Origin of the sequence: Nonomuraea ferruginea, assembly GCF_039540635.1 — a bacterium.
GTDB classification, from domain to species: Bacteria; Actinomycetota; Actinomycetes; order Streptosporangiales; family Streptosporangiaceae; genus Nonomuraea; species Nonomuraea ferruginea.
The window spans coordinates 16,762-39,601 of the sequence record NZ_BAABFD010000013.1 but is presented as its reverse complement, the minus strand read 5'-3'; the positions used below and the strand labels follow the sequence as shown (position 1 = coordinate 39,601).

The following is a 22,840-nucleotide window of genomic DNA, read 5'->3' as shown; positions in this document are numbered from 1 at the left end:
CCCAAGATCCTAACCCCTTCGAAGATCTTCCCGAAGCCGCCATAGGATGACAGAGAGTTTGGAAGGGTGGACCCTGTGGAAACGCAAGCGGAAGAGCAACTCATCGGACCGCTGCTCCTGGCCCGGGGCACCATCGACAGATCGGCCGCCCTGAGATCCGACAGCGCGTGGCTGGAACGTGCCTGGAACGCCCCCTCCACCCGGGTGCTCGTCATCGACAACGGCCGCACCCTCGTCGAACGCGCCGGCGACGAGGTGCGGGCGGTGCTCTACACCACGGCCGACGCCCCGGCCGGCGAGCGCTTCCTGCTCGGCGTGGCCGACGGCGTCGCCTACTTCGCCGTGGCCGCCCCGCTGCCAGGTTCCCCGCCGGGCGACGTCAACGGGCGCGTCACCGTACCGATGAGCCCGCACGACGCTCCCGAGGGTCACCCGGTGCCGGCGGGGCTGCGTCAGGCGGGCGGTCTGCTCGGCGACCGCGACGCCGGCCTCTTGGTCTACGCCGTGGCGCTGGAGGCCTGGCACAGCACCCACCAGTTCTGCCCGCGCTGCGGCGCGCGCACGGCCGTCGAGGCGGGCGGCCACATCCGGGTCTGCCCTCACGACGGCAGCCAGCACTTCCCCCGGGTCGACCCGGCGGTCATCATGCTGATCCGCGACCCCGACGACCGCTGCCTCCTGGCCCGCGGTCCCCAGTGGCCGGAGGGGCGCCTGTCGATCCTGGCCGGGTTCGTCGAGCCCGGCGAGTCGCTGGAGGCCGCCGTCGTCCGCGAGGTGGCCGAGGAGGTCGGCATCCTCGTCACCAACCCGCGCTACCTCGGCAGCCAGCCGTGGCCCTTCCCGCGCAGTCTCATGCTCGGCTTCTTCGCCCAGGCGCTCTCCACCGACCTCACCCCGGACGCCGAGGAGATCGCCGAGGCCCGCTGGTTCTCCCGCGAGGACCTGGCCCGCGCGCTCGAAACCGGCGAGGTCCGCCTCCCGCCCCCGGTCTCGATCGCCCGCCGGCTCATAGAGACCTGGTACGGCAGCGCTCTGACGGGCGACTGGTAGAAGACCTGGGTGATCCACGCACCCAGGTCTTCGGAGTAGTCCGTCTCAGGCCGGTTCGAGGAGGGCCTTGACCTCGCGGGCGGACGGGTTCGTGCGGACGATGCGCCCGTTCGGGGTTTCGATGACCACCGTGGGCACCACCTGGTTGCCGCCGTTGACGCTCATGACGAAGGTGGCCGCGTCCGGGTCACGCTCGATGTCGACCTCGGTGAAGCTGATGCCCTCCCGGGTCAGCTGGGACTTGAGCCGCTTGCAGGGGCCGCACCACGTGGTGCTGTAGACCGTGAGCGTCATCGCTGGGGAATCCCTCCAAGGTCAGGGGAAACGAAGGCGTTCGGTGCAACAACGCGGGTGGCCTGGTTAATCCCTCACCCGATGCGGCTGGCGATCCATGCCTGGACGCGCTCGGCCACGCCCATCTCGCGGTAGAGGGTGGTGCTGTGGGACTGGCCCGGGACGGTGATGATCTTCACGGGCACGCCGAGCTTGCCGAGAGCGTCCTTGACCAGCTCGCTCTGCTGCGGCGGCACGAACTCGTCCTGGGCGTGCACGGTGAGCATCGGCGCGTCCTTGCGGCTGGCGTGCCAGGCGACCTCCATGCTGGCCCACACCCGCGAGCACTTGCCCTTGGGGTGGCAGCCGCCGGCCAGCCGGACCGCCGCCTTGCGCAGCCGTACCTTGTTGGGCTGGGTGGCCGCGGCCCCGTCGGTGTAGGCGCGCAGCGGGGAGATGATCGGCGACAGCCCGACCACGCCCTTCAGCCCCTGCGTGCCGTTGCCGAAGGTGCCGACGGCGGCGGCGATGTGGCCGCCGGCGGAGAAGCCGACCACCACGTAGTTGTTCGCGTCGAACGCCCACCGGTCGGCGTGGCGGCGGGCGGCGGCGATCGCGGCCAGCGCGTCGGTGCGCTGCGCGGGCCAGGCGGCCTGGGTCGACAGCCGGTAGTTGATGTTGAAGACCGTGTAGCCCATGTCGGCGTACGAGCGGGCGATCTGGGTCATGCCCCGCTTGTCGCCGCTGGACCACCAGCCGCCGTGGACGATGAAGACTCCGGGCCGTTGCATGCCGTCGGGAGTCCACCACACGTCCATCTGCTGGCGGCGGTGCTTGCCGTAGGAGATGGTCTCCGTGGCATGCCCGCCGATGCCGTCAGGGTCGGTCGGCATGGTCACCGCGGGACCCGGCGTCGGATCCTGCGCCGCCTGCGCGCCCACCGGGGTGAGCGCGACACAAGCGAGCGCGATCGCGCTCAGGGAAACCGCTGTACGCACGGCTTTCCTTCCTCCCCGCCAGATGGTCGGGCCCCATTGTGGTGGAAGAGACCGGTTGTTTGCATCTCGTTGCCTGTGAAACGGGTGAGGCCACCTGTTGCCAGAATGGCTCTCGGACCGCCACCGGCTGGGAGGATGGACAGGTGAGCAGCGTGGACGACGTGTTGTCCGGGCTCGACCCCGAGCAGCGCGAGGTGGCCGAGACCGTGCGCGGCCCGGTGTGCGTGCTGGCCGGAGCCGGCACGGGCAAGACCAGGGCCATCACCCACAGGATCGCGCATGCCGTGCGCAGCGGGGCGGTCGACGCGCGGAGCGTGCTCGCAGTGACGTTCACCACACGTGCCGCGGGCGAGCTGCGCCAGCGGCTGCGCGAGCTGGGCGCGCCGGCGGTGCAGGCGCGTACGTTCCACGCCGCCGCGCTGCGGCAGCTCACCTACTTCTGGCCGCGGGTGATCGGCGGCGAGGCGCCGTCGGTGATCGAGTCCAAGCTTCCGGTGCTGGTCGAAGCCTGCCGCCAGATCCGGAAAAATCCCGAACGGTCCGAGCTGCGAGACATCGCCGCCGAGGTCGAGTGGGCCAAGGTCACCCAGATCGGCCCCGACGACTACGTCGCCGCCGCAGCCAAGCACCACCGCACCCCTCCGGTTCCCGCCGAGGAGGTGGTGCGCCTGTACGAGGCGTACGAGCGGATCCGGCGCGAGCGCCACCTCGTCGACTTCGAGACGATCCTGGAGCTGACCGCGGCGGTGATGACCGAGCACGCCGAGGTCGCCGCCCAGATCCGCCAGCAGTACCGCTACTTCGTCGTCGACGAGTACCAGGACGTCAACCCGCTGCAGAAGCTGCTGCTCGACACCTGGCTCGGCGGCCGCGACGACCTGTGCGTGGTCGGCGACCCCAACCAGACGATCTACAGCTTCACCGGCGCCACCCCGCGCTACCTGACCGGCTTCGCGGTCGAGTTCCCGAACGCCGCGGTCATCAAGCTGGTGCGCGACTACCGCTCCACCCCCCAGGTGGTCAACTTGGCCAACCTCGTCATCGCCAAGAGCAAGTCGCCTCACCGTCTGGAGCTCGTCGCGCAGCGCCCCGACGGCCCCAGGCCCGTGTTCGCCGACTACGACGACGAGCCCGCCGAGGCCGCCGGCGTCGCGCGCGGCATCCGCAAGCTGATCGACCAGGGCGTCCCGTCCCGCGAGATCGCGATCCTCTTCCGTACCAACTCGCAGTCCGAGTCTTACGAGGAGGCGCTGTCGAAGGCGGAGATCCCGTACGTGGTGCGCGGCGCGGAGCGCTTCTTCGAGCGGCCCGAGGTGCGGCAGGCCGTCGTGCTGCTGCGCGGCGCGGCCCGCTCCCACAGCGGCGAGCCGCTGGCCTCCGAGGTCCACGACATCCTGACCGGCGTCGGGCTGACCCCCTCGCCGCCCGGCGGCGGCAAGGCGCGTGAGAAGTGGGAGTCGCTCAAGGCCCTGGCCGACCTGGCGGAGGACCTGGCGGCCGAGGGCGCCGACCTGCCGGCGTTCGTGGCCGAGCTGGAGCGCCGCGCCGCCGAGCAGCACGCACCGCCCGTCGAGGGCGTCACGCTCGCCTCCCTGCACGCCGCCAAGGGCCTGGAATGGGACGCCGTCTTCCTCGTCGGCCTCACCGACGGCATGGTGCCGATCATCTACGCGGAGACGCCGGAGCAGATCGAGGAGGAGCGCCGGCTGCTGTACGTCGGCGTCACCCGTGCCCGGCTGCACCTCTCGCTGTCGTGGGCGCTGGCCCGCGCGCCGGGCGGGCGCAGGAGCCGCCGCCCGTCCCGGTTCCTCGACGGGCTGACGGGCCGCCCGTCCGCGCCGTCGCGGCCCGCCGCGCCCGCCCGCGACCGCAGGGAGGTGGCGGCCCCGGTCAGCTGCCGGGTCTGCGCCAAGACCCTGGTGGCCGCGGCCGAGCAGAAGCTCGGACGGTGCGCGACCTGCCCGGCCGACTACGACGAGGCGCTGCTGGAGAGCCTGAAGGCCTGGCGCACGGCCACGGCCAAGGAGGCCAAGATCCCGCCGTACGTCGTGTTCACGGACGTGACGCTGCAGGCCATCGCCGAGCGGGCGCCGACGACCGAGCAGGAGCTGCTGTCGATCGCGGGCGTCGGCCGGGTCAAGCTCGACCGCTACGGGGAGGCGGTGCTCGGCCTGTGCCGCGGCTCCTGACCCTGACCCCGCGTATCCTGTCCTGTCGTCTCCGGCTCAGGACGACACCGTCGTAACCACCGCGAAACCACGGGATGCCACCATAAGGGGGCGAGCCCGGGGGGTTGCTCGCGCGTGCCGCGTGAAGGGGGATGAGTGAACGAGGCCCTGAAGGAAGTGCTCGACCTGCTCGACCTGGAGCAGATCGAGCAGGACATGTTCCGCGGCCGGAGCCCGGAGGAGCGCGTCCAGCGCGTCTTCGGCGGGCAGGTCGCCGCGCAGGCCCTCGTCGCCGCCGGGCGCACCGTCCCGGCCGGCAAGAACGTCCACTCCCTGCACGCCTACTTCATCCGTCCCGGCGATCCGGCCATCCCGATCGTCTACGACGTCGAGCGGGTCCGCGACGGCCGGTCGTTCTCCACCCGGCGGGTGGTGGCGATCCAGCACGGCAAGGCGATCTTCACGATGTCGGCCTCGTTCCACGTCGAGGAGCCGGGCATCGAGCACCAGGCCTCGGCGATGCCGGTGGTGCCCACCCCCGAGACGCTGCCGACCTTCCAGGAGCAGATGACCGCGCTGGTCGGCGAGGACCACGAGCAGCGCGAGTGGCTGGCCCGGCCGCGCCCGGTCGACGCCCGCTACGTCTCCCCGCTGGTCTGGGAGGCGCATCTCGACCCCGACCTGCGCAGCACCGAGACCAACGTGTGGTTCCGCTTCGACGCCGACCTGCCCGACGACCCGCTGCTGCACGTCGTGCTGGCCGCCTACGCCTCCGACTACACCCTGGTCGACACGATCCTGCTCGCGCACGGCCTGGCCTGGGGCGCCTCCGACATCATGGGCGCCTCGCTTGATCACGCCATCTGGTTCCACCGGCCGTTCAGGGCCGACGAGTGGCTGCTCTACGCGCAGCAGTCGCCCTCCGCCGGAGGCGCCAGAGGGCTCGCGCGGGGGGAGATGTTCAACGCCTCGGGCGAACTCGTGGTGTCCGTGGTCCAGGAGGCCATGATCCGCACGAATTTGTCACGAAATCGCAGGTAGAAAATACGTTGCCCAACCCCGAGATCCGGGTTTAGGGTCATGGTCAAGCGAGTCGGGCGTCCCTGCCCGACGATCCCAGAGCGGAGGTGAGTCACAGTGATCAGCATCAACAACACGCCGGCCACGCAGTGGCTGCTTTCCGCGTGCCGTGACTCGGTGAGGCTCGTCAGTGGGCCGGCCAAGCTGCGGCAGGACGAGTCTGCCCGTCGCCAGGAGTCCCTGATGTACGCGCGCGCCCACGCCGGCGCCGCCACCTCCGGTGCTCCCGTCTTCGCCGCAGCCGTCGCTCTGGGCGTCCCTGCGGGCACCGCAGGCGCCGAAGTGCCGACCCAGCCGATCGCCAAGCGTGGAGTGGGTCCGCAACCCTGGAGGGATGCTCCGGTCATAACCTGACCGGCACACAGCAGCCCCCAGGCCGCGGATCCGCAGACAGGATCCGCGGCCTCTTTGTTTGTCCGTGATCCCGATCACCCACGAGGTGTGTCCCGACCAAGAACAACGTGTTCGATCAAAGGAGAATCCTGATGGGGGCGAAGACGATCATGGACCTGATCGACGAAGCCGAGATCCCCTGTCGTACCGACCCTGACCTGTGGTTCGCCGAGTCGCCGGAGGACGTCGAGTTCGCCAAGGCGCTCTGCACCGGGTGCCCGATCCAGAAGGCCTGCCTCGAGCGCGCGCTCGAGCGCGAGGAGCCGTGGGGCGTCTGGGGCGGCGAGCTCATCCTCCGCGGGACCATCGTGCCCCGCAAGCGTCCGCGTGGCCGTCCGCGCAAGCACCCGGTCGCGGCCTGACCCACCGATCCACCAACACCAGCAGAAAGAAGACGATCTGATGAGCCTCATCCCGACGAGCGGCGAGTTCTCGGCCCCGTATCTCTACCATGAACTCGTCAACGACCGAATACGGACCCTCCACCGCGAGGCGGAGGAGCAGCGCTTGGCCTCCCGCATCAGCCGCGTCCGCAGGGCGCAGCGTGGTGTCCAGCGCGCCAACGAGCGCCTGAACCGGGCGTTGCGACTGGTGCTATGACAGGGGAGGTCCTGCCGCCGGCGCAGGACCTCCCCGCCGAGAATCAGGCCCGCGCGGAACGACGGTTCCGCGCGGGTCTTCCGCGTTCGGTTCTACGCGTGCTGGCCGGCCGGTCTCCTCACGGGATCGGCCGTCCCGGCGGCGGCGAAGAGGCGGGCGGACATCCACGCGATGCCCGCCGCCGCGACGACCAGCCCGCCGAGGTAGGCCCACTCCGGCACGACCCCGCGCAGCGACCCGGGCACCATCCCCGCCGCGTAGAGCAGCACGGCGGCGACCGGCAGCGTCCCCGACCGGATCGCCGCCACGCCGAACAGCAGCACCCCCGACAGCAGCACCGCCGAGGTCACCAGGAACGCCGTCCCCGTCCCTCCGGCCAGCAGCCCGCTCACCGTCGCGCCGGGGAGCGACGGGAAGACGAAGTGCAGCGTGTACTCGACGGCGAACGCCCCGGCCAGACCGGCGCCGTTGAGCACGTACCCGGCCAGCCCGAGCCCGCCGGTCCCGCTCCGGATGAGCAGGTACAGCCCGGTGATCGCGAACAGCCCGGACAGCGCCGCGAACGGCGCCACCGCGTGCGTGACCGGCGTCTCGGGGACCACCCCGGCCCGCCGGAACACGTTGAAGACGAGCAGCACGGCGCAGACATAGCCGGCTGACCCGGCCATGCGGAAGAGACCCATCCCGGATCCCGCCTTTCACTCGACGATGGTTGCCGCCATCATCAGGCGCGCTTTCCGGCCGGGCCGATGGCCCGCCGCCATCCGTAAGAACCCCGAAAGACGTCACGGGGCGTCCGAGCCAGCTGCGGCCACCCGCGAAACGCGCTGGTCGCCGACGCCTTAACCATCTCGCTTCGCGAACAGCCGCCGGCCGCACCCGCCGCCGGTCGTCCAGGTACCGGCCGTGCGCGCCCGGCGGCATCCTCCGCCGGTCGTCCAAGTGCCGGCCCATACGCCTGGCCGCATTCGTCGCCGGTCGTTCAGGTGTCGGCCCTCTGCGTGCCCGGCCGCATCCGTTGCCGGGCGATCAGGGTGTCCGGGCGGGTGTCGCGTGGTCGAGGAACGTTTTCGCGCTGTGTGCCGGAGTGAGGTCGAGCCGGCGCAGCAGCTGGGCGTTCAGCGCGACCACGACGGTCGAGGCCGACATGAGGATCGCCCCGACGCTCATCGGCAGCACGAACCCGATCGGCGCGAGCACCCCGGCTGCCAGGGGCACCGAGATCAGGTTGTAGCCGGCGGCCCACCACAGGTTCTGCTTCATCTTCCGGAAGCTCGCCCGCGACAGATCGATGACGGAGAGCACCGAACGCGGATCCGAGGAGACGAGGATCACCCCGGCCGAGCCGATCGCCACATCGGTGCCGGCCCCGATCGCGATGCCGACGTCGGCCTGGGCCAGCGCGGGGGCGTCGTTGACGCCGTCGCCGACCATGGCGACCTTCCTGCCCTCCGACTGCAGCTCCGCGACCTTGGCCGCCTTGTCCTCCGGCCGCACCCCGGCGAACACCCGGTCGATGCCGAGCTCGGCGGCCACGGTGTCGGCGACGGCCCGGGCGTCACCGGTGATCATCACGACCTGGACGCCCGCGGCGTGCAGGGCGTCGACGGCGTCGCGGGACTCGGGCCGGATCTCGTCGGCCAGCCGGAGCGCGCCGATCACCTGGCCGCCGGCGAGGACGTGCAGGATGATCGCCCCCTCCGTCCGCCACTCACCGGCGACGGGAAGCTCGTCCAGGCCGTGCTCGTCGAGGAGGTACGGGCCGCCGACCTCGATCACGGCGCCGTTCGCGGTCGCCTTCACACCGACCGCGGGGGAGGAGGAGAACTCGCTGGCCTGGGGCACGTCCAGCCCACGCGTACGGGCCGCGCCGACGATGGCCTTGGCCAGCGGATGCTCGCTGTCGCTCTCCGCCGCCGCGGCCAGGGCCAGCACCTCGTCCGCGCCGCGACCGCCGACCGGCTCGATCCCGGTCACGGTGGGTTCGCCCTTGGTCAGGGTGCCGGTCTTGTCGAACAGGACGGCATCGACGGTGCGCATCGACTCCAGCGCGAGACGGTCCTTGACCAGCACGCCTCCCCGGGCGGCGCGCTCGGTGGCGATGGACACCACCAGCGGGATCGCCAGGCCCAGAGCGTGCGGGCAGGCGATGACGAGCACGGTGATGGTCCGCACGATCCCGCTGTCGGGCAGCCCGACGAGAGCCCAGACGACGGCGGCGATCGCGGCGGCCCCCAGGGCGAACCAGAACAGCCACGCCGCCGCGGTGTCGGCGACGCGCTGGGCACGCGAGGACGAGGCCTGGGCGTCGGCGACGAGTCGCTGGATGCCTGCCAGGGCGGTGTCGTCGCCGATGGCGGTGACCTCGACGCGGAGGCCGGAGTCGGTGGCGACGGTGCCGGCGACCACCTGTTCGCCGGCCTCACGGCGCACCGGCTTGGACTCTCCGGTGACCATGGACTCGTCCATGCTCGCGGAACCGTCGATGATCTTCCCGTCGGCGGGGACCGAGGCGCCGGGACGGACGATGACGACGTCACCGACCACCAGGTCGGCCGGGGCGACCTTGACCACGTCGTCGCCGTCGACCTTCTCGGCCTCGTCGGGCAGCAGGGCCGCCAGGGAATCCAGGGCCGAGGTGGTCTGCGCCAGGGAGCGCATCTCGATCCAGTGGCCCAGGAGCATGATGACGACCAGCAGGGCCAGCTCCCACCAGAAGTTCAGCTCCTCGTCGAGCACGTGCAGGCTGGCACCCCAGGAGGCGACGAACGCCACCGTGATAGCGAGGCCGACGAGCAGCATCATGCCGGGTCGGCGGGAGCGGATCTCCGAGACCGCCCCGGTCAGGAACGGCCGTCCGCCCCAGAAATAGACGACGGTGCCCAGCACCGGTGAGACCCACGGCACCCACGCGGAATCAGGCAGGCGGTAGCCGATGATGTGGGCGAACATCTCGTTGAACCCCACCACGGGGACCGCCAGGACCAGCATGATCCAGAACAGCCGCCGAAACTGCCCGACATGATCACCATGCCCGCCATGCCCGCCGTGAGCGTTATGCCCGCCCTGCCTGCCCTGCCTGCCCTGCCTGCCGTGCCCGTCCTGACCGGCATGGCCGTCCTGACCGGCATGGCCGTCCTGACCGGCATGGCCGTCCTGACCGGCATGGCCATCCTGGCCTTCGTGAGCGCCGCGACCGTTCTGACCGCCGTGACCCCCTTGATCACCACGGTCGCCCTGATCACCACGGCCGCCGTGGCCTTCGTGAGCGCCATGGATGCCATGACCGTCGTCATCGGCCTGATGGCCGGGTGTGTCCGGTCCTGGAGCGTGCGGATGGTTGCGGCGCGTACTCATGCTCGGATCTCAACCCCGGTATGTCGGCGGGAAGGGAGCCCGTTCCCCCACGGAGGAGGAGCGGGCATTCATACCCCGACTTACGCGTGTTCCACCAATCCGCGGTGATACGCCCGTTCGAACCTGGCCTGGAGGCGCGGGTGCGGAGATCAGGTGGCGACAAGGGCCATGTCGTCGGGGTCGGTGGTGTCGTCGGAGAAGCCCGGAACCCAGCGGATCACCTCGTCGCGAAAGCGTGCCGTGGTGCCCAGCTGGCACAGGACCCCGATCCCCGCCATGTGAACCCGGTGGATGAGCACGTACGAGGCCGGCAGGTTGAGCTGGCGGACCACGTTGCCGGGCCGCAGGTCGGTCGCCGAGGCGGCCTGTGTCTGCAGCCAGGCGCGGCTGAACGTGAACTCCTCCACCGCCGTCGGCTCCACGTAGGGCGAGAGGAAGGCGCGCAGCGCGTCGGGGTCGATCTCGATGTCGGGCCGGATGAAGCCCTCCGCCCGCAGCCCGGCGATCACGGTGTCCATGTCGCCCTGGTTGAAGATGCGGGTGAGCTGCCCGAACGCCAGCGGGTAGCCGCCCCGGTTGACGGCGCCGAAGTCGAGGACGCCCAGCTTGCCGTTGGGCAGCATGCGGAAGTTGCCCGGGTGGGGGTCGGCGTGGAGCATGCCGACCCTGGCGGGGGAGCAGAACAGGAAGCGGACGAACAGCAGCCCGGCCCGGTCGCGCTCCTCCTTCGTGCCCTCGGTGATGACACGCGACAGCGGGACGCCGTCCATCCACTCGGTGACCAGCACGGTCTCGTTGGCGGCGATGACGTCGGGCACGTGGAAGTCGGGGTCGTCGTGGAACTCGAGCGCGAAGGCGTGCTGGGCCTCGGCCTCGCGGAGGTAGTCGAGCTCCTCGGCGACCCGCTCGCGCAGCTCGGCGAGGACGGACTTGATGTCGAGGCCGGGCATGAGCACCCCGAACAGCTTGCCGAGCCGGGCGAGCTGGGCGAAGTCGCCGAGCAGGGCCTTGCCGGCGCCGGGGTACTGGATCTTGACCGCGGCCTCCCTGCCGTCATGCCAGACGGCCCGGTGGACCTGGCCGATGGAGGCGGCGGCGGTCGGCTCGTCGTCGAAGGACTGGAAATGGTCGCGCCAGTCGTCGCCGAGCTGCTCGGTCAGCACCTTGTGGACGGTGGCGACCGGGAGCGGGGGCGCCGCGTCCTGGAGCTTGGTGAGCGTGGCGCGGTAGGGGGCGACGATCTCGGGCGGCAGGGCGGCCTCGAAGATGGACAGCGCCTGGCCGAGCTTCATCGCGCCGCCCTTGAGCTCGCCCAGCACCTTGAAGATCTGCTCGGCGGTGCGCTGCTGGATCTCCTCGGCGACCATTTCGGCGGACTTGCCGCCGATGCGCTTGCCCAGCCCGAGGGCGGTGCGTCCGGCGAAACTGAGGGGCAGGGTGGCCAGCTTGGCGGAGCGCGTGACGGCGCGGCGAGGAAGATCGCTCATCCTGATGTGCGGAATCTCAGCCGAGATGCCGCTTCCCCCCTTCGTCGGTCGTTACCTGGGCTTGTGAATCGCAGGTAGCTGACATGACCATTGTTAGCGGATATGGATAGGTTCGTATACAACGACATTGCGGGTGGATTGTCCACGATCGGTGCTTCCAATGTCGATCAGGCGATATGTCGGTTGTGCCGTTCGTCACAGCCGAGGCGTGACCATCGAGGAAGTTCAGGGCATGACCGGCCACCGCGGCGGCGACGGAGGCCGCCAGGGAGGCGTCGCAGGCGATCTCCCCGGGGGGATAGCCACCGAGCCCGGCGGTGACGACCGGCCAGGCCGGATCATGATCCCGTCTGGTCAAGTCTAGGCAGTGCAAACAGGCGGTCTGTCCAGGTACAACGAGCGGACCCGCGGATCCATGCCCTTCAAAGGCGGATCCGAGCAGATGCGGGATGCCCAGCGCCGTCAACTCGTTGACCAGCACCATGTCCAGCGGCCGCACCGGAGTGAGGATCACGAGATCGGGACGCTCGGTCCCGTCACCCAGATAAGGCCCGCCCGCCCGCACCTCCACCACCGCACGCTCACCCAAGCCGCTGACCGCCCGCCGCTGCCCTGCGGCAGCGCCACCCGCGCCGGCACCAGCGCCGGCACCAGCGGCTCGTCCCTCTCCATCACCGGCACGAGACCGCTTCCCGCCGCCGGAACGAGCCGGCCGTGGGCCATCCCGGCCCTCGCCGCCACGAGCCACCTCCGTGACTTCCCCGCCTTCGCCGGGATGGGCCAGTCTCGCGGCCACCGCGACCGCGCCGTCCTGCCGCGGCATCCCCACCTCCGCCCACGTCAGCCCGCCGGGCACCAGGTCGCGGGGTCGTGTGGGCTCAGGGTCGAACACCCGGATCCCGCCCACGCCGCCCGCCGCCAGCAGCGCGACCACCTGCGCCCCCACCCGGCCCGCGCCGTGGACCCGCACCCGCGACCGCGCCCTGCGCAGCAGCGACTCCCGCCCGCCGCCGGGCGCGGCCCCGGCCAGATCCATCGCGTCCAGATCGGGCCGCATCCGGTCGAGCTCGGCCAGCGGCAGCGGAAGAGCGGGCCCGCCCGCGTCGTCGAGCACGCCGGACCGGCCGAGCTGGTCGAGCAGGTCACGGGCGGCGACCTCCGGCAGCCCGGCCGACCGCGCCTCGCGCAACGCCCCGGCCAGGTCGCGGACGCCGTCGAGCCTGTCGAGCCACCGCCGGGCGGCCCTGCTGAGCCCGGTCAGGACGACGGCCCGCCCGGGATGCGCACCGAGCTGGAGCGTCCGCTCGTCACGGTCGACACGGGGGAGGGCGGGATGCACACGTGGCCTCATGGCCCGAAGATTTGCACGTGAATTCAAGATCCCGCTCCGGAACACCCGCCGCTGTGGATAACCGGCCAAGCTCCCGAAACCCTGTGGACAACCACTGACATTAAATTCTTGGTAAAGTCGAAACCGCAGAACGATCCCACCGCGAGCCCTTGACCGGATGTCACCCAGCTCTTGAATCCACGCTCAGAACGACACTTCCGGCGTGCCGCGGTGATCAGGATCGGGAAACCGCGCTTGCCCAAATTCACCGGCTCTTAATCATCTGACCAGCAGAAACATGACTCGCCCTCTGGGGAATTCCGCGAGTGTCGGCTACCGTGCATATGTGCCCCCCGAGACAGTCGAGGTCCGTCGCAGTTCTCGTCGCCGGCGTACGGTCTCCGCTTACCGCGACGGCGACAAGACGATCGTGCTCCTGCCCGCCTGGCTCAGCGGCGAGGACGAGGACGAATGGGTGAGCCGGATGCTCGATCGGCTCGCGGCCAAGGAGCGCAAGCGACGGCCGACGGACGAGGCGCTGCTGGAGCGGGCGAAGGACCTTTCCGCGAAATACCTCGACGGCAAAGCCCGCCCCGCGAGCGTGCGGTGGGTCGACAACCAGCACCACCGATGGGGCTCCTGCACCCCGGAGACAGGCACGATCCGCATCTCGACCCGGCTCAAGGGCCTGCCCGAGTGGGTCATCAACTACGTCATCGTCCACGAACTCGTCCACCTGCTCGTGCCCAGCCACGGCCCCCGGTTCTGGACCCTGGTGGAGCGCTACCCGAAGGCCGAGCGCGCCCGCGGCTTCCTGGAGGGATTCTCCGCCGCCGCCCAGAACGCCCCGGAGGAGTGTTGACGCGTACCGTCGCGGTTCTCGTACGGGAGCGCATGGCCCGATCCGCGCCGCCAGGGGTCGACCCCGCCCGCTGGCTGGAGGCGATCGCGGAAGACACCTACGAGATGGTCGCCGGCCTGGAGCTGGTCACCCCCGTCCTGGCGACGAGCGTCCCCGGTCTCGACGACCTCGTCTGGCCCGGCACCGAGATCCTCGAAATAGGCGAGGACGACCCGGTCAAGGACGTTCTGCAGCTGCTCAAGGGCGATCAGGCCGCGATCGTCGCCGCCGACGCGCCCGACCTGCCGCCGCTGCTGATCGGCAAGCTCTTCCGCGAGCTCGGACGCGCGCTGATCACCGTCAGTCCCGCAGACGGAGGCGGTGCCGTCGCGCTCGCCTGCCACCTGCCGCCACCCGCCTGGGCCGATCCCGACCTGGACGACCCCGACCCGGTGGCGGCGCTGCGCGCGCAGGCGCCCGGCCGGCGCATGGTGGCGGCCACGCCCGGCTGGCACCGGCTGCGCGCCCCCGGCGACGCCGAGCGTCTCGACCCCGGCCTCGAAGGCTGGGAGAGCACCCGCGCCCTGCTCACGGCACGCTGAGCTCCGCGAACACCGCCCGATGGTCGGTGCCGGGCACGTCGTGCACGCTGACCGCCTTCACCCCCACCCGCTCGTCCACCAGCACGTGGTCGATCGTGATGATCGGCGGGATCCGCCTGTTGGCCGGCCAGGTCGGGATCAGCCCCGCGCCCACCTGGTCGGCGGCGTCCTTGTAGCCGCGCGCCAGCAGCCGGCGCATCGGCACGTGGTCGAGCGAGGCGTTGAAGTCGCCCGCCAGGATGCGCACCGTGCCGCCGGACGGGCCGGGCAGCGACTCCAGCGCCTTCTGCCAGGCGGCGGCATGCGGCCCGATCGGCGGCACCGGATGCACGTCGAAGAGCTCGACCGGCGCCCCGCCGGGCAGCGACAGCCTGGCCACCGGCATGTTGTGGCCCTCCAGCGGGGGCAGCGCGTCATCCAGCGGCTCCAGCGGGAAGCGGGAGAAGATGCCGCTGCCGCCCGCGCTCCACTCCGCCTGCAGCACGCGGTGCGGCATGACCTCCGTCAAACCTGCCGCGTCGAGCCCCTCGACCGCGCCGGGCGTCAGCTCCTGCGTGTTCAGCACGTCGGGCCGCAGCTCCCGCACCATGTTCATGATCGTCTGCGTGTCGGCCCTGCCGAACAGCAGGTTGACGGTCAGCACCCGGAACGGCCGGCCCGCCGTCGCCTCCGCCACGCCGAGGGTCCTGGGCAGCACGCTGAACCCGAGCACCGTGCTGGCCAGCAGCGCGACCGCGGTGGCGGCCCGCCTGCGCCCGAGCGCGGCGATCATCAGGGGGACCAGCGAACCGGCGGCCGCGTACGGGGTCGCGGTCATGATCTGGGTGGGGATCGCCCCCCGTTCCAGCCCTGCCAGCCTCGTCACCGCCCACGCCGCGAACGGCGTCACGGCCAGCCACGTCAGCACGGCCCCGGCGCGCCCGGTGCGCCTCCGGCGCGCGGGCGTGACGATCGTCCCCCCGACGGGACTCTCCGAGGACACGCCCACTGCCGAAACCTCTCTGGAACGTTACGAAACCTCAGCGGTCTCTGCTGACGGCCGGTCCGCCGGTCAGCCAGCCGTCCCCCGACCGGCGGCGACCCTCTCCGCCAGCGCGGCGCGTCCCCTGGCCGCGAGGCGGCGGGTGGCCTCGTCGGACAGCTCGGGGATCTCCTCCACCGGGAACCAGCGCAGGTCCAGGGACTCCTCGCTGATCACCGCCTCGGCGCCCTCCGGGGCGACGGCGGCGTACTCGACGTCGAGATGCCAGCTGTGCGGCGGATGGCACCACACCCGGTGACGGTCCAGCGCGAGCGGGCCGGGCAGCAGCTTCAGGTCCGCGATGCCGGACTCCTCCTCGGCCTCGCGCAGCGCCACCCCGGCCAGCGTGGTGTCGGAAGGCTCGCAGTGGCCGCCCATCGGCAGCCACATCCCGGCCTTCGGATGCAGGGTGAGCAGCACCCGCGCGCCGTCGTGCGACAGCACGGCCGTGGTCGCCGTGAGATGGCCGGGCACGCACTCGCGCAGCATGGCGTCCTCGTGAGCCGCCAGGTGGTCGAGGAACTCCGCGCGCAGCGACTCCTCCCCGGCCGTCGGCGCGGTCCACGCGGTGAGCACGGCCACCGCGTCGTCGTGCAGGCTCAACTCTGGTCGCCCTCGTCGCGGGGCTTCTCCTCCAGCTGGGAGATGTCCCACGTGGTCTCGCCCCGGACGAACGCCTCGGGATCGTCGAGGTCGTCGGCCGTCGGGATGAGGTCGGGGTGCGACCACAGCGCGTCGCGGCCGTCGACGCCGCGCGCCTCCTTGACGGCCTGCCACAGCTTGGCGGCCTCGCGCAGCCTGCGCGGGCGCAGCTCCAGCCCGACGAGCGTGCCGAAGGTCAGCTCGGCCGGCCCGCCGGTCGCGCGGCGCCGTCGTACGGTCTCCGCCAGGGCGACCGCGGAGGGCAGCTTGCCGGCGGCGGCGTCGTCGACCACCGTCGCGACCCAGCCCTCGACCAGGGCCAGCATCGTCTCCAGGCGGACCAGGGCGGCCTTCTGGCGCTCGGTCTCCTCGGGCTTGAGCAGCGCGCCGCCGCTCAGCGCCTCCTGGAGAGCCTGCGGGTTGTTGATGTCGAGCCCGCGGATCTGCTCCTCAAGGGCCGAGGTGTCGACCGTGATGCCCTTGGCGTACTCCTCGACGGCGCCGAGCAGGTGGCCGCGGAGCCACGGCACGTGCTGGAACAGCCGGTGGTGCGCCGCCTCGCGCAGCGCCAGGTAGAGCCTGATCTCGTCGGCGGGGTGTTCGAGGCCGGAGCTGAAGGAGGCGACGCCGCCGGGCAGCAGCGCGGCCGTGCCGGACAGCGGCAGGCCGATGTCGGTGGTGCCGATCACCTCACGCGCCAGCGAGCCGATGGCCTGGCCGATCTGCTGGCCGACCATCATGCCGCCCATCTGCTTGAGCATGCCCATCAGCGGCCCGGCCATCTGCTGGGCCTCGGGTGGCAGCCCGGAGCCGCCGATGGCGCCGCCCATGGTCTCGACCATGCGCTCGGCGATCGGCTCGGCCAGCTTGCGCCACACCGGGATCGTGTTCTCGATCCACTCGGACCGGCTCCACGCCTGCGGGTTGGACACGCCGCTGGGCAGCGTGGTCGCCTCGTTGAGCCACAGGTCGGCCAGGCTGAGCGCCTCGACAATCTGGCGGCGCTCGCCCTCCATCACGCTCGGGTCGCCTTGCGCGACGACGGCGTGGCGGGCGATGTTCTTGGCCATGTCCCAGTTGACAGGGCCTGAACCCTGGGGCGCCGACAGCATGTCGGCGAACTGGCGCATCGCCTGAGCCATCTGCTCAGGGTCACCGAACATGGCGAACGGGTTTTCGTTGGGGTCGTTTTCACGACCTGGCAGGTCAGTCACCGCGTTACCTCGTGCAGGATGGAGGAGTCCACATCCGCCACGTTAGTCGTCCTGTGGCGGATCAGTGCAAAGTGAGGACCTGGTGCCTACCTCGAAACGCTCGCGCCGACCAGTCGTAGCCGTCACCGGCGCCGCATCCGGCCTGGGCCGCGAGCTGCTCGTCAGGCTCGTCACCTCCGCGGATTTCCGCAGAGTCGTGGCCATCGACGAGGAGCGCGGTGACGTGCAGGAAGCCACCTGGCGGGTGATCGACGTACGGGATCCGCTCTTGGCGAACCGGATCTCCGACATCGACGTCGTGGTCCACGTGGCCGGCGACTACGCCCTCGACTCCGATCCCGGCGAGCGCCGCGCGTACAACCTGAGAGCCGCCCAGACCGTCCTCACCGCCAGCGCGGCCGCGCGCGTCCGGCGCGTGGTGGTCGTCACGAGCGCGATGGTGTACGGCGCCGCGGCCGACAACGACGTGCCCCTCGCCGAGGGCGCCCCGGTGGCGGCCGAGCCAGACACGGGCGTGGTCGGCGACTACCTGGAGATCGAGGCGCTGGTGCGCACGTCGCTGCGCAGCCATCCCGGCCTGGAGGTCACGGTGCTGCGGCCGGCCGCGGTCGTCGGGCCCGGCATCGACACCGTGATCACCCGCCACTTCGAGTCGCCGCGGCTGCTGACGGTCAAGGGATGCGCGCAGCGCTGGCAGTTCTGCCACATCGACGACCTGGTCTCCGCCCTCGAACTGGCCGCCAAGGGCGCCGTCACCGGGGTGGCGGCCGTCGGCTGCGACGGCTGGCTCGAACAGGAGCAGATCGAGGAGCTGTCCGGGATCCGGCGGTTCGAGCTGCCGGCCGGGCTGACCTTCGGCACCGCCCAGCGCCTCCACCGGCTGGGCATCACGCCCGCGCCTGCCACCGACCTCCACTACGTCGTCTATCCGTGGGTGGTCGACTGCGCCGCCCTGCGCGAGGCCGGCTGGAAGCCGTCGTGGACGAACGAGACGGCCTTCAACCAGCTCCTTGAGCTGCGCGAGAACCGCACCACCGTGGTCGGCAGGCGGCTGCCCGTCAAGGAGGCCACCCTCACCGCGGCCGGCGCCACCGTCGCCGTCATCGGCACCGCCGCGATCGTCCGTCAGGTGCGGAAGAAGCGCCGCCTGTGAGAAATATGTAGGCTCTTCGCGTGGACGTCATCCGGTTGCTCGGCATTCGTGACACCCCGCTGTCCGTCGACGAGGTGACGGCCGCGGTGGCCGACCACGCGGCGGGCGGCACGACCCTGTTCGTGGGCACCGTGCGTGAGCAGGATCACGGCAAGCCGGTGACGAAGCTGTCCTACTCCGCCCACCCGTCCGCCGAGCAGGAGCTGCGCTCGGTGGCCGAGAAGGTGGCCTCCGACTTCCCCGTGACCGCGCTCGCCGCCGTCCACCGGGTCGGCGACCTGGCGCTCGGCGACACCGCGGTGATCGTGGCCGTGGCCTGCGCCCACCGCGACGAGGCGTTCAAGGCGGCGCGCAGGCTGATCGACGATCTCAAGTCCCAGGTGCCGATCTGGAAACACCAGGAGTTCGCCGACGGATCGACCGAGTGGGTCGGCGCCTGCGAATAAGCTCGGATCCATGTCACGACGTGCCTTGACCCTGCTGGTTTCGGGCTTCCTCGTGCTCGCGCTCGGCATCGGCGGCGCGCTCGTGGACGTTCCGTACGTCGTGCTCAGCCCAGGGCCCACGGAGAACACCCTCGGGCAGATCGACAAGCAGCCGGTGATCAAGATAACCGGGCGTGAGACCTATCCGACCAGCGGTTCGCTCCGGCTCGTCACCGTCGCCTACCAGGGCGGGCCGACCTCCCAGATCGACCTGCTCACCGCGCTGCGCGGCTGGATCGACCCCACCGTCGCCGTCGTGCCGCAGGAGACCATCTTCGCTCCCGACCGCAGCCAGAAGGAGGTCGAGGAGGAGAACACGGTCGAGATGACCAACTCCCAGGACGACGCCACGGCCGCCGCCCTGAACGAGTTGAAGATCCCGTACAGGACCGTGATCTCGGTCGTCTCGGTCGCCAAGGACAAGCCCGCCGCGGGCAAGATCGAGAAGGGCGACGAGATCACCTCCGTCGACGGCAAGCCGGTCACCAAGACCGAGGAGGTCGGCGAGGCGGTGCGGGCGCGCCGGGCGGGCGAGGAGGTGACGTTCGGCATCACCAGGGGTGACGAGGATCTCAAGATCACCGTGCCGACCGTCGCCGCCGACGGCGAGCCGGTCGTCGGGGTGAGCATGCGGGCGACCTACAAGTTCCCCTTCGAGGTCGACATCAACGTGGGCGAGGTCGGCGGGCCGAGCGCGGGGCTGATGTTCTCGCTCGGCATCGTGGACAAGCTCACCGAGGGGCCGATGACGGGCGGCAAGCAGATCGCCGGCACCGGCACCATCAAGCCCGACGGCACGGTGGGCCCGATCGGCGGGATCCCCCAGAAGCTGGTCGGCGCCCGCGACGCCGGCGCCACGATCTTCCTCACGCCCGCGGGAAACTGCGCCGAGGCCCTGAAGGCCGTGCCTGACGGGCTTCGGCTGGTCAAGGCCGAGACTCTCAACAGTGCGAGGCTGGCGATCGAAGCCTTGGTCTCAGGTAAAGGCAAGGTCCCGTCTTGCTCTGGATGAAACTTCCCTCAATCGCCGCGCGTTAGCCGTAGTGGTGACACTGCGGTGTAGGTTGCCAGACACGGACCGTTTCTTCATCACGACGAGGGGTTGGCCTTGAGCTTCCGGACCCCAGGAGCCGGCGGCAGGGCGATGCGCTTGCCCCGCCGACCGCGACTGCTTCTGCCCGTCGCGATCGCACTCGTGGCGATTGTGGCGCTCTTCTTCCTATTTTCCGGGATTTATACCGACTATCTATGGTTTAGCGCTGTCGACTACACGCGGGTCTTCTCCAGCGTGCTGCTGACCCAGGTGGTGCTGTTCCTCATCGGAGCGGTGCTCATGGTCGGCATCGTCGGCGGCAACATGCTGCTCGCCTACCGCACGCGGCCGACGTTCGGCCCGGCGGTCTTCGGCGGGGGCAGCGGCGCCGACCGCTACCGCGCCGCGCTCGACCCGCACCGCAAGCTGATCTTCATCGTCGGCCTGGCCCTGCTCGCGCTCTTCGCGGGCTCCTCCCTCGCCGGCCAGTGGCAGACCTGGATCGAGTTCGCCAACGCCCAGCCGTTCGGCACGACCGACGCCGAGTTCAAGCGCGACATCTCGTTCTTCATGTTCGAGCTCCCGTTCATCAGGCTGGTGCTCAACTTCCTGTTCACCGCCGTGATCCTCTCGGCCATCCTGGCGGCGATCACCCATTACCTGTACGGCGGGTTCCGGCTGCAGTCGCCCGGCGTGCACGCCTCCAAGGCCGCCCGCATCCACCTGTCGGTGCTGCTCGGCGTGTTCGTCCTGCTCAAGGCCATCGCCTACTGGTACGACCAGTTCGACCTGGTCTTCTCCGACCGCGGCTTCGTCCACGGCGCCTCCTACACCGACATCAACGCGGTGCTTCCGGCCAAGAACATCCTCGCGATCATCGCCCTGATCTGCGCCCTGATGTTCTTCGCCGGCATCTTCCGGCCGGGCGGCATGCTTCCCGGGGTCTCGTTCGGCCTGCTCGCGCTCTCGGCGGTGCTGATCGGCGGCGTCTACCCGATGCTCGTCGAGCAGTTCCAGGTCAGGCCCAACCAGCAGGCCAAGGAGTCCCCCTACATCGCCCGCAACATCGAGGCGACCCGAGACGCCTACAACGTCGACGACGCCAAGGTGGAGCCCTACAGCGCCGTGGCCGACCCGAGCCAGGTGCGGGAGAACGCCGCCGGCGACACGTCCGTGACCGGCGTCCGCCTGCTCGACCCCGCGCTCGTGTCCGCCACCTACGAGCAGACCCAGCGCATCCGGGGCTTCTACAACTTCGCCGACCAGCTCGACGTCGACCGCTACCCCGACGCCAACGGCAAGCTCACCGACCACATCGTGGCCGTGCGCGAGCTGACCGGCCCGCCCGAGGGCCAGAACAACTGGATCAACCGCCACCTGGTCTACACCCACGGCTACGGCTTCGTGGCCGCCCCCGGCAACCAGGTCGACTCCAGCGGACTGCCCGCCTACGACGCCAAGGACATGCCGGTCACCGGCCCCCTGGCGGAGCGCACCGGCCTCAAGGAGTCGCGCATCTACTTCGGCGAGACCACCGGCGCCGACTACGTCATCGCCGGCGGCAACCCCGAGCGCCCGCAGGAGCTCGACTACCCGGAGACCGGCGGCACCGGCCAGAAGAACACCACCTACACGGGCAAGGGCGGAGTCCCGGTCGGCTCGTTCATCAACCGGCTCTTCTACGCCGCCAAGTACAGCGAGGTCAACATCCTGCTGTCCGGCGACGTCAACGACAACTCCAAGATCCTGTACGAGCGCAGCCCGCGTGACCGCATCGCCAAGGTCGCCCCGTTCCTGACGCTCGACTCCGACCCGTACCCCGCGATCATCGACGGCCGGGTCACCTGGATCGTCGACGCCTACACCACGTCCAACTCCTACCCCTACTCGCAGAGCGAGAGCCTGCAGGAGATGACCCGCGACACGGCCACCGACCGGTCCCGGGTGATCGCCCAGCAGCCGCTGGACAAGATCAACTACATGCGCAACTCCGTCAAGGCCACGGTCGACGCCTACGACGGCACCGTCACGCTCTACGCCTGGGACCCGGACGACCCGGTGCTCAAGACCTGGAGCAGCGCGTTCCCCGGCATCATCCAGCCGAAGACCGAGATGAGCGAGAGCCTGCTCGCGCACGTCCGCTACCCCGAAGACCTGTTCAAGGTGCAGCGCTACACCCTGTCGCGCTACCACATCACCGACGCCGCGGCCTTCTACAGCGGCCAGGACTTCTGGAACGTCCCCAACGACCCGTCGCAGGGCGAGCAGAACGTCAAGCAGCCGCCCTACTACCTGACCACCACGATGCCGGGTGACCAGCCGAAGTTCTCGCTGACCACCACGTTCGTGCCACGGCAGGGTCCCAACCTGGCGGCGTTCATGGCCGTCGACTCCACGGCCGGCGACGGCTACGGCAAGCTGCGCATCCTGCGCATGCCGTCCAACACCCCGATCCCGGGCCCCGGCCAGGCGCAGAACGCCTTCCAGAGCCGGTTCGCGGGTGAGCTCAACCTGCTGGGCGTCGGCGCCTCCTCGGTCCGCTACGGCAACCTGCTGACGCTGCCGTACGCGGGCGGCCTCGTCTACATCGAACCCGTCTACATCCAGGTCGCGGCGGGAGGCGGCCAGGAGCCGTACCCGATCCTGCAGCGCGTCCTGGTGTCGTTCGGCAGCGAGATCGGCGTCGCCCGCAACCTCGACGAGGCGCTGGCCCAGGTCTTCGGCAAGGAGCAGACCACCGGAGACCAGCAGCAACAGCAGTCGCAGGAGAACCAGCAGCAGGAAAACCAGCAACAGCAGCAGTCCGCCCTGCAGACCGCGATCGGCGACGCCCAGAAGGCGTACGACGACGCCACCAAGGCCCTGCAGAGCGACCCGCCCAACTGGGAGGAGTTCGGCAAGGCGCAGCAGCGCCTGGACGACGCCCTGGAGAAGCTCCGCACCGCCGGGGTCCAGGCGCCGGTCACCCCGACCCCCTCGCCGACCGGTTCACCGTCGCCGTCGCCGTCCCCGACCGGGTCGGCGACCCCGGCGCCGACCGAATCACCGGAGCAAGGGTCCTAGCTCTCTCGATTTGCGTGAGTCCCGCGTCGGGGATAGTCTTTAGACACACA

22 protein-coding genes are annotated in these 22,840 nt (G+C 70.6%); 13 read left to right on the top strand and 9 right to left on the bottom strand.

What is annotated here, in order from left to right; translation table 11 throughout:
• Nucleotides 1-75: 75 nt before the first annotated feature.
• Nucleotides 76-1,050 (top strand): NAD(+) diphosphatase, encoded by a 975-nt coding sequence (gene nudC, locus ABD999_RS24220; RefSeq protein WP_271279778.1) that lies wholly within the window; start codon nt 76-78, stop codon nt 1,048-1,050.
• Nucleotides 1,051-1,095: 45 nt separating this feature from the next.
• On the opposite strand, the gene ABD999_RS24215 is transcribed toward nudC, so the two are convergent.
• Both ABD999_RS24215 and ABD999_RS24210 read right to left on the bottom strand, forming a co-directional pair.
• Nucleotides 1,096-1,344 (bottom strand): glutaredoxin family protein, encoded by a 249-nt coding sequence (locus ABD999_RS24215; RefSeq protein WP_148029287.1) that lies wholly within the window; start codon nt 1,342-1,344, stop codon nt 1,096-1,098.
• Between the two features lie 74 nt (nt 1,345-1,418).
• Nucleotides 1,419-2,321, bottom strand: a complete 903-nt coding sequence (locus tag ABD999_RS24210; protein WP_271279779.1) for an alpha/beta hydrolase — start codon at nt 2,319-2,321, stop codon at nt 1,419-1,421.
• Between the two features lie 152 nt (nt 2,322-2,473).
• Between ABD999_RS24210 and ABD999_RS24205 the strand changes: the two genes are divergently transcribed.
• From ABD999_RS24205 to ABD999_RS24185, 5 genes are all read left to right on the top strand, one after another.
• Nucleotides 2,474-4,510 carry an ATP-dependent DNA helicase UvrD2 gene (locus ABD999_RS24205; RefSeq protein WP_271279781.1) on the top strand — a complete coding sequence of 679 codons (2,037 nt, stop codon included), beginning with the start codon at nt 2,474-2,476 and terminating at the stop codon, nt 4,508-4,510.
• A gap of 135 nt (nt 4,511-4,645) precedes the next feature.
• The gene (tesB, locus tag ABD999_RS24200) at nt 4,646-5,530 is read left to right on the top strand and encodes an acyl-CoA thioesterase II (RefSeq protein ID WP_271279780.1); all 885 of its coding nucleotides are present in this window, start codon (nt 4,646-4,648) and stop codon (nt 5,528-5,530) included.
• A gap of 96 nt (nt 5,531-5,626) precedes the next feature.
• Nucleotides 5,627-5,923, top strand: coding sequence for a hypothetical protein (locus ABD999_RS24195; RefSeq protein ID WP_219543968.1), 297 nt, complete (start codon nt 5,627-5,629; stop codon nt 5,921-5,923).
• A 131-nt stretch (nt 5,924-6,054) separates the two neighbouring features.
• Nucleotides 6,055-6,324 carry a WhiB family transcriptional regulator gene (locus ABD999_RS24190; protein ID WP_148029290.1) on the top strand — a complete coding sequence of 90 codons (270 nt, stop codon included), beginning with the start codon at nt 6,055-6,057 and terminating at the stop codon, nt 6,322-6,324.
• 40 nt (nt 6,325-6,364) lie between these two features.
• Complete coding sequence (locus ABD999_RS24185) at nt 6,365-6,562, top strand: hypothetical protein (RefSeq protein ID WP_148029291.1); 198 nt, start codon at nt 6,365-6,367, stop codon at nt 6,560-6,562.
• Nucleotides 6,563-6,654: 92 nt separating this feature from the next.
• Here ABD999_RS24185 and ABD999_RS24180 read toward each other — a convergent pair whose 3' ends face one another.
• Nucleotides 6,655-7,245 (bottom strand): hypothetical protein, encoded by a 591-nt coding sequence (locus ABD999_RS24180; RefSeq protein WP_271278965.1) that lies wholly within the window; start codon nt 7,243-7,245, stop codon nt 6,655-6,657.
• A 346-nt stretch (nt 7,246-7,591) separates the two neighbouring features.
• Nucleotides 7,592-9,553 carry a heavy metal translocating P-type ATPase gene (locus ABD999_RS24175; RefSeq protein WP_333485738.1) on the bottom strand — a complete coding sequence of 654 codons (1,962 nt, stop codon included), beginning with the start codon at nt 9,551-9,553 and terminating at the stop codon, nt 7,592-7,594.
• A 30-nt stretch (nt 9,554-9,583) separates the two neighbouring features.
• Here ABD999_RS24175 and ABD999_RS24170 point away from each other — a divergent pair, with 30 nt between their 5' ends.
• Entirely contained in the window at nt 9,584-10,027 is a 444-nt protein-coding gene (locus ABD999_RS24170) for a hypothetical protein (protein ID WP_271278968.1), read from the top strand.
• A 41-nt stretch (nt 10,028-10,068) separates the two neighbouring features.
• Here ABD999_RS24170 and ABD999_RS24165 read toward each other — a convergent pair whose 3' ends face one another.
• Together ABD999_RS24165 and ABD999_RS24160 are read right to left on the bottom strand one after the other, a co-directional pair.
• Entirely contained in the window at nt 10,069-11,406 is a 1,338-nt protein-coding gene (locus tag ABD999_RS24165) for an ABC1 kinase family protein (protein ID WP_271278964.1), read from the bottom strand.
• A gap of 16 nt (nt 11,407-11,422) precedes the next feature.
• Entirely contained in the window at nt 11,423-12,757 is a 1,335-nt protein-coding gene (locus ABD999_RS24160) for a thiamine biosynthesis protein ThiF (RefSeq protein ID WP_271278963.1), read from the bottom strand.
• Between the two features lie 325 nt (nt 12,758-13,082).
• Between ABD999_RS24160 and ABD999_RS24155 the strand changes: the two genes are divergently transcribed.
• Complete coding sequence (locus ABD999_RS24155; protein WP_261808313.1) at nt 13,083-13,598, top strand: M48 metallopeptidase family protein; 516 nt, start codon at nt 13,083-13,085, stop codon at nt 13,596-13,598.
• The gene (locus tag ABD999_RS24150) at nt 13,595-14,179 is read left to right on the top strand and encodes a hypothetical protein (RefSeq protein ID WP_271278962.1); all 585 of its coding nucleotides are present in this window, start codon (nt 13,595-13,597) and stop codon (nt 14,177-14,179) included. Before ABD999_RS24155 ends, ABD999_RS24150 begins: the two co-directional genes overlap by 4 nt.
• On the opposite strand, the gene ABD999_RS24145 is transcribed toward ABD999_RS24150, so the two are convergent.
• From ABD999_RS24145 to ABD999_RS24135, 3 genes are all read right to left on the bottom strand, one after another.
• Nucleotides 14,166-15,167: an endonuclease/exonuclease/phosphatase family protein gene (locus tag ABD999_RS24145; RefSeq protein WP_271278961.1), complete on the bottom strand. Its 1,002-nt coding sequence runs from the start codon at nt 15,165-15,167 to the stop codon at nt 14,166-14,168. The two genes, ABD999_RS24150 and ABD999_RS24145, sit on opposite strands and share 14 nt — an antisense overlap.
• Nucleotides 15,168-15,230: 63 nt before the next feature.
• A complete protein-coding gene (locus ABD999_RS24140; protein WP_271278960.1) occupies nt 15,231-15,803 on the bottom strand; it encodes an NUDIX hydrolase in 573 nt (190 codons plus the stop codon).
• Nucleotides 15,800-17,005 (bottom strand): zinc-dependent metalloprotease, encoded by a 1,206-nt coding sequence (locus ABD999_RS24135; protein WP_271278967.1) that lies wholly within the window; start codon nt 17,003-17,005, stop codon nt 15,800-15,802. The genes ABD999_RS24140 and ABD999_RS24135 overlap by 4 nt, the downstream gene beginning before the upstream one ends.
• A 130-nt stretch (nt 17,006-17,135) precedes the next feature.
• Between ABD999_RS24135 and ABD999_RS24130 the strand changes: the two genes are divergently transcribed.
• From ABD999_RS24130 to ABD999_RS24115, 4 genes are all read left to right on the top strand, one after another.
• Nucleotides 17,136-18,209: an NAD-dependent epimerase/dehydratase family protein gene (locus tag ABD999_RS24130; protein ID WP_271278966.1), complete on the top strand. Its 1,074-nt coding sequence runs from the start codon at nt 17,136-17,138 to the stop codon at nt 18,207-18,209.
• A 20-nt stretch (nt 18,210-18,229) separates the two neighbouring features.
• A complete protein-coding gene (locus ABD999_RS24125; RefSeq protein WP_148029300.1) occupies nt 18,230-18,655 on the top strand; it encodes a molybdenum cofactor biosynthesis protein MoaE in 426 nt (141 codons plus the stop codon).
• Nucleotides 18,656-18,665: 10 nt separating this feature from the next.
• Complete coding sequence (locus ABD999_RS24120; protein ID WP_271278959.1) at nt 18,666-19,706, top strand: YlbL family protein; 1,041 nt, start codon at nt 18,666-18,668, stop codon at nt 19,704-19,706.
• Between the two features lie 132 nt (nt 19,707-19,838).
• A complete protein-coding gene (locus tag ABD999_RS24115; protein WP_271278958.1) occupies nt 19,839-22,790 on the top strand; it encodes a UPF0182 family membrane protein in 2,952 nt (983 codons plus the stop codon).
• Nucleotides 22,791-22,840: the final 50 nt, after the last annotated feature.